We start from the raw sequence: 12,007 nt of genomic DNA, 5'->3' as shown, positions 1-12,007 counted from the left end.
AGCGCGCATGGAGAATACACAATGGCAACGCGCATGCTCATCGATGCGCGCCACCCGGAAGAAACGCGGGTGGCGGTACTCAAGGGAAATCGCATTGAAGAGTTCGATTTCGAATCGGCCGACAAGAAGCAGATAAAGGGCAACATCTACCTGGCGAAGGTTACCCGCGTGGAACCTTCGCTGCAGGCGGCGTTCGTTGACTTTGGCGGGAATCGCCACGGCTTCCTGGCTTTCAGCGAAATCCATCCCGACTACTACCAGATCCCGAAGGAGGACCGCGAGGCCCTGCTGGCGGAAGAAGCCGCCCATGCCGAGGAAGAAGCCGCCCTGCGCGCTTCGGAAGGCGATGACGAGGATGAGGAAGGCGGCGAAGGCTTCGAGGAAGGCGGCCTGACCGAGGTCGACACGTCCGAGAAGGACCAGGTCGCCACGATCGAGGACGGCAACGTCGAGAACGGCTTCGAAACTTCGGAAGAAGAAGCAGCCGAGGAAGACAATTCGGGCCGTGGCCGTCGTGGCCGTGGTCGCCGTCAGGGCGGCCGCAGCGGTGGTCGCTCGAAGGAAGCCGACGAACTGCGCGCCAAGCGCATGGCGCTGCGCCGCCGCTACAAAATCCAGGACGTGATCCACCGCCGTCAGGTGCTGCTGGTTCAGGTCGTGAAGGAAGAGCGCGGCAACAAGGGCGCTGCCCTCACCACCTACCTCAGCCTTGCCGGCCGCTACTGCGTGCTCATGCCGAATTCCAGCCACGGCGGCGGCATCAGCCGCAAGATCAGCTCGGCTTCGGACCGCAAGCGCCTGAAGTCGATCATCGCCGAACTGGAACTGCCGCGTTCGATGGGCTGCATCGTCCGCACCGCCGGCCTCCAGCGCACCAAGACCGAGATCAAGCGCGACTTCGACTACCTCGCCCGCCTCTGGGACGAACTGCGCGAACAGACGCTGCGTTCGGCCGCGCCGGCGCTGATCCACTCGGACAGCGACCTGATCAAGCGCGCCATCCGCGACATCTATAACCGCGACATCGAGGAAGTGATCGTCGAGGGCGAGGAAGGCTATCGCGCGGCGAAGGACTTCATGAAGCTCCTGATGCCCAGCCACGGCCGCAAGGTTAAGCCTTACGCCGATCCGGTTCCGCTGTTCCAGCGCTTCGGCGCCGAAGACCAGCTGACCGCCATGTACGACCCGGTCGTGCAGCTCCGCTCGGGCGGCTACATCGTCATCAACCCGACCGAGGCGCTGGTCTCGATCGACATCAACTCGGGCCGCGCCACCAAGGAGCACGGCATCGAGCAGACGGCCGTCGCCACCAACCTCGAAGCCGCGCAGGAAATCGCCCGCCAGCTTCGCCTGCGCGACATGGCCGGCCTTGTCGTCATCGACTTCATCGACATGGAGTACGGCTCCAACGTCCGCAAGGTCGAGAAGGCGATGAAGGAAGCGCTGAAGAACGACCGCGCGCGCATCCAGGTGGGCCGCATTTCCAGCTTCGGCCTGATGGAAATGAGCCGCCAGCGCCTGCGCACGGGCGTTCTGGAAGCGACCACCCGCTCGTGCCCGCACTGCGACGGCACCGGCCTGGTCCGCACCGCCAGCTCCGCCGGCCTTTCGGCGCTGCGCCTGATCGAGGACGAAGCCGCCAAGGGCAAGGGCGTCGTGGTTTCGCTCTTCGCGTCGACCGAAGCGGCGATCTACCTGCTCAACGCCAAGCGCGCCGACCTTGCCGACATCGAGGACCGTTACGGCGTCAACGTCGAAGTGATCCCCGAGGGTGAGAACGAAGGCGCGAAGATGCGCGTCATCTCCTCCGGCCCGCGCAACGAATTCGTTCCGCGCTTCGACCCCATCGCCGAAGATGTCGAAGACGACTTCATCGACGAAGAGGACGAGTTCGAGGAAGAAGAGCGCGAGGAAGCACGCTCGCGCGGCGAGGACGAGGACGGTGAAGGCGGTGCCCGCCGCAAGCGCCGCAAGCGTCGCCGTGGCCGCAATCGCGACCGTCAGGACGAGCAGGTCTCCGAAGACGCCGAAGCCGAGGACGAAGCCGGCGAAGGCGACGAAGCCGACGCGGAAGGCGATGACGACAGCGTCGCGGCAGCCGAAGGCACTGGCGAGGACGATGGCAGCGAAGCCCCACGCAAGCGCCGCCGTCGTGGTGGCCGCCGCCGTCGCAACCGTCGCAACGGCGAAAACGGTGAGAATGGCGCAGAAGCCGGCGACGTGAGCGAAGACGGTGACCTCGTCGAAGAGACTGTCGTCGTCGAAGCCATCGAAGTCGTGGCCGAACCGGTCGCCGTCGAGGCCGAGGAAGCGCCTGCGCCCAAGAAGCGCACGCGCCGCAAGAAGGCCGATGCGGTCGAGGTCGCCGCTGAACCGGTTGCCGAAGTGGTGGCTGAGGAAGCCCCTGCCCCGGCCGCGGAAAAGCCCAAGCGCACCCGTCGCAAGAAGGCCGATGCCGTCGAAGCCGCTGCCGAGCCGGTTGCCGAAGTGGTGGCTGAGGAAGCCCCTGCTCCGGCTGCGGAAAAGCCCAAGCGCACCCGTCGCAAGAAGGCTGATGCCGTCGAGGCCGTGGCCGCAGTGGCGGCCGAGGAAGCCCCTGCCCCGGCTGCGGAAAAGCCCAAGCGCACCCGTCGCAAGAAGGCCGAACCCGCCGAAGCAGCCGCTGAGCCCGTGGCCGAACCGGTTGCGGAAGCCACGCCCGAGCCTGCTCCGGCAGAAGCGGTTGCAGCGACCGAGGAAGCCGAAGCCGCACCGCGTCGCGGCTGGTGGCAGCGCACGTTCGGTGAGTAATCCGGCGGCGAGCAATCCTGTGAACGCCTGACGGTCTTCACGGACCTCCGCCAGAAACAAGGCCCCGCATGGCAACATGCGGGGCCTTTTTCATGCCCCCTACTCACGTTCCTGCCCTCGCCCTTCCTCGCGCCCGACCGCAATCACCGCGATCAGCCGAGAATGCAGCGCTCGGTCGTGGGGTCGATGATGGCGGTCACTTCGGTGATACGCGTGGCGGGAAAGCCGGACTTGTCCGCATGTTCGCGAATGCGGTCCTCGCTTTCGGCAAGGTAGATGCAGAACGTCTTGTTGCCGGTAACGTAGGAATGCTCCCACTGCAGGCAGGGAATTTTCGCAAGCGCATCGTTGGACACTTTCGCCGCGCCGCCCAGTTCCGACTCGCTCATGGTACCCACGCCCGGCAGATCCCGCTCGATCACGTAACGCTTCATCATCGCCTGCATCCTTTCCGTCGATCCGCCCGGGCGGTGCATCCGCACCGCGCGGCCCAAACATCGGCGTAGAATACCGCGAAAACGGGCCGGTTCCGCCTGCAAATTCGGAGGAGCCCCGCTCTCCCACGGCCGCAAACCGCTTGCGTTTCGCGTCAAGACACTTGCAATCCGCCACGGCGTGCACAGTTGCGCTTGCTACGCGCCGCACAATCGCTAGAGGGAGGGGCAACAGTCGCGGTTCATGCCGCAGTGCAAGATCACGGGGATTTTTCATGGCGACCTTCACCCTCCCGGCCAACAGCAAGATCAAGAAGCAGGGCAACGTCCACAAGGCCGTCGGGGCGACGCACGCCAAGAAGTTCACCGTCTATCGCTACGACCCTGATTCGGGCGAGAATCCCCGCTACGACACGTTCGAGATCGATCTCGACAAGTGCGGTCCGATGGTTCTCGACGCGCTGATCAAGATGAAGAGCGAGCAGGATCCCTCGCTCACCTTCCGCCGTTCGTGCCGCGAAGGAATCTGCGGTTCCTGCGCGATGAACATCAACGGCAAGAACGGCCTCGCCTGCACCACCGCGATCGAGGATCTGAAGGGTGACATCCGCATCACCCCGCTGCCGCATATGGAAGTGATCAAGGACCTCGTCCCCGATTTCACGCACTTCTACGCGCAGTACGCCTCGATCCGTCCCTGGCTGCAGACGGTTTCGACCACGCCTTCGGGCAAGGAGCGCCTGCAGAGCCCCGAACAGCGCGAAAAGCTGGACGGCCTCTACGAGTGCATCCTGTGCGCCTGCTGCTCCACCTCGTGCCCCAGCTACTGGTGGAATTCGGACAAGTTCCTGGGCCCGGCGATCCTGCTGCAGGCTTACCGCTGGCTGGCCGACAGCCGCGACGAGATGACCGGCGAGCGTCTGGACGAACTGGAAGATCCCTTCCGCCTCTATCGCTGCCACACCATCATGAACTGCGCGAACGTCTGCCCGAAGGGCCTCTCGCCCGCGCGCGCAATTGCCGAAATCAAGAAGATGCAGGCAGAGCGCCAGGTCTGATCAGGCCTTTTGGCTGGCGGATCGTTGCAGTGAGCCGGATTGACGCAGCCCGGTGCGGACCCGATATGCGGGTCTACACCGGCTGTTCCATGTGTTCCGTCTTCATCGCCTCATTCCGAATGCTCACGCCTGTCACGCTATCATGACTGCAATGCTCGAACGCTACGAGACGCTGGTTGCGACCGGCGAGCTGCGCTCCGACCCGGAGCAGGCCGCTGCCGCACAGCGCCTCGATCGGCTCCAGCGAGAGCTTTACAAGGCCAATGCGGCCTCGGGCCTGATCGGCAAGCTGCTGGGCAAGAAGGCGCATCCGCCGCGCGGCCTCTACATGTGGGGCGGCGTCGGGCGCGGCAAGTCGATGCTGATGGACCTGTTCCACAACACGCTCGACATTCCCGACAAGCGCCGCATCCATTTCCATGCCTTCATGCTGGAAGTGCATGCGCGCCTGCGCGATGAGCGCAAGAAGGAAAGCGGCGATCCCATACCGCCGGTGGCTGCGGCCATCGCCAAGGACGTGCGCTGCCTCGCTTTCGACGAGATGGTCGTCAACAATTCCGCCGATGCCATGATCATGAGCCGGCTGTTCACGCACCTGATCACCAACGAGGGCGTGACCATCGTCACCACCTCCAACCGCGCGCCCAAGGACCTCTACAAGAACGGCCTCAACCGCGAGCATTTCCTGCCTTTCATCGACCTGATCGAGAAGGAACTGGACGTGCTGACGCTGAACGGCCCGACCGACTATCGTCTGCACCGCCTGGGCGGCATGGACACCTGGCACTATCCGCTGGGCGAGGAAGCGACCGACCAGACGCGCGAGGCGTTCTACCGCCTGACCGACTATCCGCCCGAGGACAGCGAGCACGTTCCCTCGGCCGAACTGGACGTGGGCGGCGGGCGTATGCTGCACGTGCCCAAGAGCCTGAAGGGCGTGGGCGTGTTCAGCTTCAAGCGCCTCTGCGGCGAGGCACGCGGCGCGGCGGACTACCTTGCGGTGGCCCGCGCCTATCACACCGTGATCATCGTCGGCATTCCGAAGATGGGCCCGGATCGCCGCAACGAAGCCGCACGCTTCGTGACGCTGATCGACGCCCTCTACGAGCACAAGGTGAAGCTGATCGCGGCCGCCGATGCGCCGCCTGAGGAGCTTTACGAAGCCGGCGATGGCCGCTTCGAATTCGAGCGCACCGTCAGCCGTCTCAACGAGATGCAGAGCGCCGAATATCTGGCACTGGGCCACGGCGAAGACTGACGCCGCTACCGGCAATTTCGGTGCCGGTAAGCGTTAACGAAGCCCGCTTCGAAGAGCTTCCGCCCTGCCGGCAATCGCTATTAACATTTTGTAAGACCGTTAATCCTGGCCCCGTCGGTTAAGGAATTAACGGTCCGCCAGCCTTCGAACGACGTTCGCGCCGCTTTCGATTCGGGCCACCCCGCGATGGCCTTGCGGCACTGCCACCCTCATCCCAGGCAAAATTAAAGCGCCCGGTCCTTAACGGAGAGGCGCTGCGGTGGAATATCCTTAAGAAACAATCGAGCGTTTAAGCTTGGCTATTTTTCGCGGATTTCCGTGGTTTTTTCTTAATTCATTTGCGGCGTTTCCTGGGACTTTCCCGAGAAACGCCGCATGAAACTGATTACTTGCTGCCGTAGCCGCCCCAGTACCAGTCGTAGATGCCCTTGGTCATTGTAATAACCCCATGTGAACCGCCGCTGTTCCGCGGCTGCCACAATGGATAACAATGGGTTAAAGGGTCATCAAGACTTTTTTAACCAGTTCGGCGGGCCTCCCGCCCTTTGATTTCAGTCAGCAAATCCCGGAATGGAACAGGGCGGCAAACATAGTACCCCTGGATGACGTCGCAGTTCATGGCCCGAAGAATCTCCAGGGCGGCGTGCGTTTCCACGCCTTCTGCCACTACCGTGCGGTCTTGCGAGTGCGCCATGTCGACAATCGACTGGACCAGCAGCAGGTCTTCCTTGTTCGCTTCCATCGCCTGGACGAAGACCTTGTCGATCTTGACCTCGCTCGCCGGAAGGTAACGCAGGTAATCGATGGTGGCGTTACCCGTGCCAAAATCGTCGATCGAGAGGCGCAGACCGGCCTGGACCAGCTTCTGCAGCATCTGGAACGTGCGCGAGCTGCGGTCCAAACGGTCAGTCTCGGTGATCTCCAGGATCAGCATTTCGGGCTCAAGCCCATGCAGCGCCAGGATATCGAGGATCATCGTTGGCAGGCCAGGATTGCGCAGCAGCTGCGCGGAGATATTGACCGACATGGTCAGGCCAAGCCCCTGCCGTCGCAGTTCTACCGCCGCCCGTACCGCATCGTTGATCACGAAACGGGTGATGCGCTCAATCCGGTGGAATTCCTCGGCAATGCGAATGAACTTGTCCGGGCTGATCGGTCCGCGTTCCGGATGCGTCCAGCGCACCAGCGCTTCCGCCCCGGTGACGCGATTGCTCGCGACGTCCAGCTTGGGCTGGTAGGCCACCCAGACTTCGCCATTGTCGATCGCACGGTCCAGCTGGGTCAGCAGCGAGATTTCCCAGCGCGCCTCATGCTTGTGGCTGTCGTACTTGTAGACGAGTTCGTCGTTGCGCACGGCTTCCTCGGCCGACTGCATTGCGCTGGCCACGCGGCTGGAGACCGGGCGGTCGAACTCGGAATCGATGCCGCAGTTGAACGAAAGGTCGATATCCAGACCGCTGACCTGGATCCCGTTCTGGACGATGCGGTGCAGCCCCTCCAGATTCTCGAACAAGTCGAAAGTGCTGCGGATCGTCGAGAGCCACAGGAACATGCCGCCTTCGTGGTAGACCACCACCTGGCTGTCGCTGATGCGGATGCGCCGCACAATCTCATGAGCGATCTGCGCTTCCAGCTCGCCCGCGAAACTGCCGATGATGGCGGAATAGTTGCGGATCTTGAGCGCCACCAGAATGCGGCTCGATCCAGCCTCATACTTGCGCAATACCTGCACGCTGGGCAGCCCGGAGCCGGCATTGGTCTCCCCGGCGACTTCTACCTTGTCGAGATGGCGCATGCGAAACACCGCCACGGCCGCCATCGCGATGGCCGGCACGATGTCCACCCCGATATGCCGTCCATCGAGCATCAGCGGCGCGCCAACAAGAACGACCACCAGCCCCGAAAAGCGATAGACGTCGAGTGCGCGACCACGGCCGATGCCCGATATGATCAGCACGAGCACCAACGCGAAGGCGGGCATCCACCCAAGCGAGATCGGCACGCCGCCTCGCAGGGTTTCCGCGCCGATGGCGTGGAAATACGCACCCGGCGCATAGCCCTGCGTCGGCATGGGATGAATGTCATGATAGATGTCCGCCGCAGGCGCGATGATCACATCCTTGCCGCGCACGATTCTTGCGTCCAGCCGCCCCTTAAGGACGTCGACGTAGCTAACGGTTGGGATCGTCGAGTGATCGATCGAGTAGTCGGGGCGGAACACCTCGCGTTCGGATCCGGTGATTCCGGCGAGCCTGGCCGATATGCTTGGGATGTGCCCGATCGGACTGTCAGATGCGAACGGCAAGCTGGCGCTCAGGTTGAACGGATGGTTCAGGACCAGCAGCGAAACGATGCCGACATTGGTGCGGTACGCGGCCGGCGGAATCGTACCGGCATAATTGCCGCGACTACCTTCGCTGCTGGGCATCGCGCCCAGGAAAATCCGTCCTCGATTGGCCTTGAGAACGTCCAGAAAGTCCTGGTTGTCCTGGCCTTCGCCCATGTAACTGAGCGTGCGGTCAAAATACACGTGCCCGGCCCCGGCCCGCAGCAGGCTGGCAACGACGCGCGCATCGTCGCCGCGCGAGATTTCAGCGTAGTTCAGTTCCTGCAGTGTCCGCTCGTCCTGGAACACCATCACAATCCGCCCGTCGGACGGATGGGAGCGCAGAATCGTGCGGCCGTTGACGATCGCGTCCTCCAACGGAAGACCGACGCCGCTGACACCGAACAGAATACCGGTCACGGCCGCCCAGAACACGATGCGGAATCGCGGGCTCTTCCAGATTCGGGTCAAACGGGCGAGGATATCGGACATTAGGCGGCGCCCCCGTGAAGGCGCGCTCTGCCGCAGCATTGCACGGATTCGCGCGGCGCGGGAAAGCCGCGCTCAAGCGTCCGATATTGGCGACCTGGTATCTTCATGCACGTCCTGCGATGAGGCCTGGAGCACCGACCTAGGACAAAGCTACTAACAATAGGTTAGGTTAATCGACGTTCACGATGATTTCCGGCCGAATGCGGGTTTTCCGGTTAACTTCACGCGATTCCCAGCCGCGAGAGCGACCTGTCGAGCATAAGTAGTTGCCACAGCAGTCGCGCGTGGTCGGCCCGGCCGGCAATATGCGCCTCCGCCACAGCCGTGATCCGGCGCGAATCGAACCAGCCCGTGCGGGCCAGCGTGGCACTGGTGGCGATTTCGCGCGCTGCGCCGGCCAGCGGCCCGCGCAGCCACTGGGCGATCGGCGTCACGAAGCCCTGTTTGGGCCGGTAGAGAATATCATCGGGCAACATCCGCCGCATCGTGCGCTTCATCAGCCACTTGCCCTGCCCGCCTCGCACGCGCATCGATTCCGGCAGACTGGCCGCGAACTCGATCAGCCGATGGTCCAGCAGCGGCTCGCGCGCTTCCAGGCTTACCGCCATGCTGGTGCGATCGACCTTGGTAAGAATATCGCCGGGCAGCCAGTGCTTCAGATCGGCATATTGCGCACGGTCCAGACCGGATCGGGCGGGCGCATTCCGCATCGTGCGGATCACCGCATCTTCCGCGCGATAATCGCCGCGCAGCCGCCGGAACGCGTCCGAATAGAGCGTGTCGCGCAGTTCCGGCGTCGTAAAACCGATCGCCCGCGCATAGCCCGTCGCACTGTCCGCAGCCAAAGAGAGCAGTGTCGCCTTGGCACGCAGCGGCCGGGGTGCCCAGTCGGCCTTGGGCCATATCCGTCCCATGCCGCCGAAAACCGGCCCGCGCAGCGCTTGCGGCAGGATCGCGCGAACCCGATCCTCGCCATGCTGGAACACGTGACGGCGGTATCCTGCCAGGGCCTCGTCCGCACCGTCCCCCGAAAGCGCGACGGTCACCGATTCCCGCGCCAACTGGCAGACGCGCCAAGTCGGCAGCGCCGACGCATCGGCAAACGGCTCATCGAACATGCCCGCCAGCATGTCGATCGCCCCGAAATCGTCTGGTGAGACCCTGCGCGATACATGATCGGTCGAAAACCGCCGTGCGACAACGTCGGCATAGGCCGTCTCGTCCAGCGCCTCGACATCGAAACCGATCGAGCAGGTCTTTACCGGACGCGAAGACGCCTCCGCCATCAGCGCGACGACGCTGGAACTGTCCACGCCGCCCGAGAGGAAGGCGCCCAGCGGAACGTCAGCCACCATGCGCGAGGTTACCGCCTCGCGCATCAGATGCAGCAATTCGGCCTCAAGGTCAGCCACGCTGCCCTTGCGTCGTTCGGCGAAGGAAACGTCCCAATACTGCGTCGGCCGGGGCATGGGCGCGCCGTGGCGCAGCAGCAGCGTGTGGCCGGCCGGCAGCTTGCTGACGCCCTTCAGGATCGCGCGGTCGTCGGGCACGTAACCCCAGGCGAGGTAGTCCTCCACCGCCAGCGGATCGACCTCCCGCCGCAGCAGTGGGTGGGCCAGCAGTGCCTTCAGCTCCGAACCAAAGGCCAGACTGCCGTCGCTGAGCGGCGCAAGGTAAAGCGGCTTCACCCCCAGCCGGTCGCGCGCCAGAAACAGCGTGCGTGCCTCCAGATCGTAGACGGCGAAGGCGAACATGCCGTGGAGGCGCGAAACGCAGGCCGGCCCCCAGTGCTGCCAGGCGGCCAGGATAACCTCGCTATCGCCTTCGGTCTGGAACACGGCGCCGTGCGCGGCCAGTTCGCGGCGCAGCTCCTGAAAATTGTAGATTTCGCCGTTGAACACCAGCATCGCCCGGCCATCGGGCGAGGCCATGGGCTGCGGCGAACCGGCCAGATCGATGATCGAAAGCCGGCGGTGGCCCAGCGCCACGCCCGGCGCTGTCCACACGCCGTGCCCATCGGGGCCGCGGTGCGCAATGGCATCGCACATCGCCTCCACCCGCGCCGGATCGACGGGTTTTGGCGTCTCAAGGTGGTAGATTCCGGCTATCCCGCACATAAATGAAGGGCCTAGCGGAGCTTGCCGACGCGGTCCATCCACGCGCCCGGGTCGCCCGTCGCGGTGAGGAACCGGGCGATCGCAGTTTTGGCGGGCCGGCCGGGGCGATCTTCGGCGGATAGGATCAGCATCATCGTCGGCCTTGCACGCAGCAGCAGGTGGTCACGGATCACGGCAAGCTTCAGCTGCGCATTGCTGCCGGTCAGCATGTCGCCCGTGCGGAACCACGTTACCGCAAGGCGTTCGACGCTGCCGTGGCCCAGCAGGCGCTCGCTACGCACGTCGGTGAAAGCAGGACCATTTCCTTGCCAGGCCCATGGGCTGTCCGGCATCAGAGCGCCCTGCCCGAACCCGCCAGCCTCGCGGCCTTCGCCCTGGCTGGTGTAGAAGGCGACGAAGACGTCCACTTCCTGACCGCCCTCGTCCGCATAGCGGCCCAGCAACCGGTGCTCCGCCCCTTGCGCGCGCGGCTGCCACCAGATCTGCGGATCGTAGTCCACCCGGTGCCATCCGGACACTTCGGGCAGATCGATCCGCTGCGGCATGGCCGCCGCCAGCGCGTCGGCTCCGCGCGCCCAAAGCAGCAGACCCGCCACCAGCGCCGCCATGGCGACCAACGCCGCGAGCGCAGGAATTTTCCCCCGCGCCTCGATACGGGTCAGCAGCGGGCTGCCCTCTATCTTCGCGGCATCGATCATCGGCGCGTCCACCGGCCGGTCGAAGAAGCGCCAGCCGCCCGCGATCACGGCGGCCAGCACCAGCGCGAAGAATATCCAGCCGTAGACGATATGGTCGAAGCCGGACGCCTTTTCGGCGCCGACGAATTGCGCGGCATAGATCGTCGCCCATGCCCGCACGCCGTTGGCCAATATGGGCACGGTCACGCAGGCCAGCATGAACAGCCCCCGCCTGCGCCATGCGACGAAGCAGACATTGGCCGCCAACGTGCCGAAGGCGACCATGGCGATCAGGAACTTCACGCCCGAGCAGGCCTCAGCCACTTCGAACAGGCCCGCCGGTGTATCGATGAACACGCCGTCGATCCGCGCGTCGATGCCGGAAAGATGCGTGAGCGCCACGGTGATCGCTGCCGTCAGGGTTTGCAGAACTTCGACCAGTTCCTCCCCGAACGGAACGAGGAAGCCCATGTAGCAGAGCGGAAACAGCAGCCCGGCCGTCACGCGCGGGCCAAGCAGCAGCGGACCCGTCGCCGCCAGAAGGCCGACCGCGCCCGCCTGCCGCGCCAGATCAAGGCCCGAGATGGCCCCCAGCAGCCACAGGAAGCCCGCGCCGGCGAACGGGATCAACCCCGGCGCCCAGGCGCATGGCGTCAGCCGCGCGAGTTCGCCCCGCCTTTGCCATACCAGCCAGCCAAGGATCGGCGGGATCAGCACGACATGATTGTAGGTGGAAATGTCCCACCACTGACGTGCCATCGCCGCCCAGTCGGGCAGGAACACCGCGAAGAGCGCCAGCCATGCCAAGGCGACACGCACCAGCGCAAGGCGCCAGTTTTCCGGCAGCAGGGTCAT

The 12,007-nt window shown here is 64.4% G+C and carries 7 protein-coding genes; 3 read left to right on the top strand and 4 right to left on the bottom strand.

Annotated features, from left to right (window positions below; all coding sequences use genetic code 11):
* Nucleotides 1–21 precede the first annotated feature (21 nt).
* On the top strand, nt 22–2,790 hold the full coding sequence (locus ACZ1JC_RS18585) for an Rne/Rng family ribonuclease (RefSeq protein ID WP_465135471.1): 2,769 nt from the start codon (nt 22–24) through the stop codon (nt 2,788–2,790).
* A 152-nt stretch (nt 2,791–2,942) separates the two neighbouring features.
* Here ACZ1JC_RS18585 and ACZ1JC_RS18580 read toward each other — a convergent pair whose 3' ends face one another.
* The gene (locus tag ACZ1JC_RS18580; RefSeq protein WP_465135472.1) at nt 2,943–3,227 is read right to left on the bottom strand and encodes a DUF4242 domain-containing protein; all 285 of its coding nucleotides are present in this window, start codon (nt 3,225–3,227) and stop codon (nt 2,943–2,945) included.
* Between the two features lie 272 nt (nt 3,228–3,499).
* On the opposite strand from ACZ1JC_RS18580, the gene ACZ1JC_RS18575 reads away from it, so the two are divergent.
* Together ACZ1JC_RS18575 and zapE are read left to right on the top strand one after the other, a co-directional pair.
* Complete coding sequence (locus ACZ1JC_RS18575) at nt 3,500–4,282, top strand: succinate dehydrogenase iron-sulfur subunit (protein ID WP_395333713.1); 783 nt, start codon at nt 3,500–3,502, stop codon at nt 4,280–4,282.
* Between the two features lie 142 nt (nt 4,283–4,424).
* Entirely contained in the window at nt 4,425–5,540 is a 1,116-nt protein-coding gene (gene zapE, locus ACZ1JC_RS18570) for a cell division protein ZapE (RefSeq protein WP_465135473.1), read from the top strand.
* A gap of 517 nt (nt 5,541–6,057) precedes the next feature.
* On the opposite strand, the gene ACZ1JC_RS18565 is transcribed toward zapE, so the two are convergent.
* From ACZ1JC_RS18565 to xrtA, 3 genes are all read right to left on the bottom strand, one after another.
* Entirely contained in the window at nt 6,058–8,358 is a 2,301-nt protein-coding gene (locus ACZ1JC_RS18565) for an EAL domain-containing protein (RefSeq protein ID WP_465135474.1), read from the bottom strand.
* A 221-nt stretch (nt 8,359–8,579) separates the two neighbouring features.
* Nucleotides 8,580–10,475, bottom strand: coding sequence for an XrtA/PEP-CTERM system amidotransferase (locus ACZ1JC_RS18560; protein WP_465135475.1), 1,896 nt, complete (start codon nt 10,473–10,475; stop codon nt 8,580–8,582).
* 11 nt (nt 10,476–10,486) lie between these two features.
* Nucleotides 10,487–12,007, bottom strand: coding sequence for an exosortase A (gene xrtA, locus ACZ1JC_RS18555; RefSeq protein ID WP_465138549.1), 1,521 nt, complete (start codon nt 12,005–12,007; stop codon nt 10,487–10,489).

The sequence above is a fragment of the Sphingomonas sp. BL-S-28 genome (assembly GCF_055521515.1).
This window is presented reverse-complemented; position numbering and strand designations above follow the sequence as displayed.

Coding starts and splice junctions, on each gene's coding strand:
- ACZ1JC_RS18585 (WP_465135471.1), top strand. CDS start 22: ATGGCAACGCGCATGCTCATCGATGCGCGCCACCCGGAAGAAACGCGG.
- ACZ1JC_RS18580 (WP_465135472.1), bottom strand. CDS start 3,227: ATGATGAAGCGTTACGTGATCGAGCGGGATCTGCCGGGCGTGGGTACC.
- ACZ1JC_RS18575 (WP_395333713.1), top strand. CDS start 3,500: ATGGCGACCTTCACCCTCCCGGCCAACAGCAAGATCAAGAAGCAGGGC.
- zapE (WP_465135473.1), top strand. CDS start 4,425: ATGACTGCAATGCTCGAACGCTACGAGACGCTGGTTGCGACCGGCGAG.
- ACZ1JC_RS18565 (WP_465135474.1), bottom strand. CDS start 8,358: ATGTCCGATATCCTCGCCCGTTTGACCCGAATCTGGAAGAGCCCGCGA.
- ACZ1JC_RS18560 (WP_465135475.1), bottom strand. CDS start 10,475: ATGTGCGGGATAGCCGGAATCTACCACCTTGAGACGCCAAAACCCGTC.
- xrtA (WP_465138549.1), bottom strand. CDS start 12,007: ATGACCCTGCTGCCGGAAAACTGGCGCCTTGCGCTGGTGCGTGTCGCC.